The organism is Leuconostoc sp., assembly GCF_965300815.1.
The window spans coordinates 1-2,668 of the sequence record NZ_CBDKZH010000148.1 but is presented as its reverse complement, the minus strand read 5'-3'; the positions used below and the strand labels follow the sequence as shown (position 1 = coordinate 2,668).

At 39.1% G+C, this 2,668-nt stretch carries 1 protein-coding gene; it reads left to right on the top strand.

Annotation, left to right across the window (positions count from 1 at the left end; translation table 11 throughout):
• Positions 1–162: 162 nt before the first annotated feature.
• A partial coding sequence (locus tag ACW12G_RS07445; protein WP_455647658.1) for a type IV secretory system conjugative DNA transfer family protein occupies positions 163–2,668 on the top strand: 2,506 nt, incomplete at its 3' end.

The window sequence follows — 2,668 nt, the reverse complement described above, 5'->3', positions numbered from 1 at the left end:
CAACATACGTGTCTGATCCAGTGGCAGAAGTCATTATGTCCAAAAGAAAAGGCGATTATCCGGATTTTGATACTTTCGTCTTCCGTGCATTAGGTAATCCACCAACTAATAGCCCGTATGGTGATTGGCAAATTGTGTTCTCCACAATGAAGGAGGGTGATAATGAGTTTATTTCGTAGAAACTATCAGGCGGAACGCCAATTTATGCGGCATAACTATATACGTTTACGTGGCCGTACTTGGTTTTTAACGTTATATGGCATTTTAAGTACCTTATTTGTTTATGCTTTCGTCATCTACTGCACAATTTTGTTAGACTTCCTAATTCGCGTCACTGGTAGTTATCTATCCACTTTTGGTAATTATTTGCGAAGCGATATCTGGCAATCACCCAACCAGGAAGATTTCCTGAATATGGCAAAAGCGGTATTTATGCCAGCAAATATGTTTAGTATTTTTGGACGCCTAACCATTGTCACGACAATTTTTATGTTGATTATGTTTCTTCTATTTGAGAAATTATGGGCACTTGGAAAAGTGTATGACTGGTATCAGACATTTCGTGATCTGACACGTAATACGAACCGTTTTGCCACAGTCAGAGAAGTTGATGCGACATATAAATTAGTACCTGATCGTAATAAATTTTATTCAGGTACACCAGGTCAGCCCGTACTACATACTTCAGGCTACACACTTGAATTCTTTATGTTTCATCCATTTCTTTGGGCAATTCAGTGGGTTAAGCGACCACTCGGAATGAATTCACTAGAATTTTCTGGAATTTATAAGCGGTTGAGACCAACTTTAATCGCACGTTTCCCAAACCTCTACAAAAACCAATTGACTGTAAAGGGTGGGTTTGAAGGTTTTTATTGGGTTGATACGAGTAATACACACTCAAAAACAACTGGTATGACGCGATCATCAAAGGATCAGATGCGTGGTTATCCCTTAATTGACATTATTCGACGGGCAGAGGTAAAGTGGAATATTGTTGATACCGATGCGAAAAATGAAGATGCCAAAATGAGTTTTCAGGCACTACGTGAAGCAGGATATGATGTCCGATTACTCAACATTATGGAGCCGAGTGAGTCAGAATCCTGGAATCCACTAGAACTAGCCATTGATTATGCTTTTGATGGCGATTGGGACAACGTTAATACGGAACTGAGTAAGGTAGTTCAAGTTATTGGTGGTTCTGCTGGTGAAGAAACGACTCAGAAGGATATTTGGGATAGTGCTGCAGAAAGTACCATTCGATCCGTAATGCTTGCGGTTTTGGATATTGCGGTCAGACATCAAGACAAGTCCATGGTGACGATTGCCAATGTGCTGCAATTTATTAATGATATGAGCCATTTTTCCGATAGTGAGGGTGATGGTTTAACCAAATATATTAATATGCTTGGAACACTACCTAGAACACCAGTCCGAAATATGATTCGCTTAAACGCCTCTGAATATTTGTCCGCCACTGGTGATACAAAGTCATCTATCTCATTCTCTGTGATGAATCGTTTGAACCTGTTTGCATCTGAATCCATTACACGTTTAACATCGTTTAATACGATTAACTTGACTGATCTTGGTTTTCCAAGAATACTTAAATTCAAATTTTCAAAATCTTTTGCTGGACTTCATGTCGGCGTCAACATTTTTGATAAAGATAAGCATAAGCCACTTGAGAAGGACAAACTAACGATTTCTCAGTCTGGTGTATTGACTTACCCAATTCACCATAAGCTACCCGCAGAATGGCAAATTGAACTGAATTTAGATCAGTCAGGTAACGCGGTCCAGAAACGTAAACTTCGCTATATACTAAACGGGCAAATCGTTCAACGTCGACGTTTAAATGGGCAATTAAAACTAGACAAGTATTCTAAGCAACCAGAGATTAAGTGCTTAATCAATACTCTTAAAGCAATTGGTACAACAGAAAAACCAGAAGTTGAACTACGTTATAGTGAACGACCAATGGCTGTATTCATTGTGACCCCACAATCAAATGATGACTTCTCAGCTTTGGCAAGTTTGTTCATCTCACAAGTTTTCTCGGTTAATACTGATATTGCTTCACGGATTACGCGTCGTAAGATGGATAATTGGATTCTCTACAAACTCAATGAGTTTTCAATGTTCCCACGTATTCCAGGTTTTACTAATATTTTGACGCGTGGCTTAACTTATGGTCATTTAGTTGATTTGTATATTCAGACGTTGACCCAACCACGGCTGCATTATTCTGAGATGGAAACTAATGATATTAACGGTAACACAGGAAATTGGTTCCACATTTTAAGTAATGATGAACAAACTAATGAAGCATTATCAAAACAGTTAGGTGAAATTGAGGTGCAAACGGAGTCGGTTAATTCACAGATTGGACTTGATCGCCAAGACCGTGGTAACCGAATGGTGCAACTCAATAAAGTCCGGCTACTGGATGCAAAAGAAATTAGTGAATTAACACCGCGTGAGATGATTACGATTCGAACCATCAAACGAACGGATAAAAAGGGGCAAGATGTGCGCCCGTTACCAATTTTTGCTACAGAAAATTATTCCTTACCGATGGCTTACAAACTACTTGGCAAAAAGTTTTCATTGGATTACTACACCGCTGATTTGAACCTGAAGGCACGACACAATAAATTGGCTT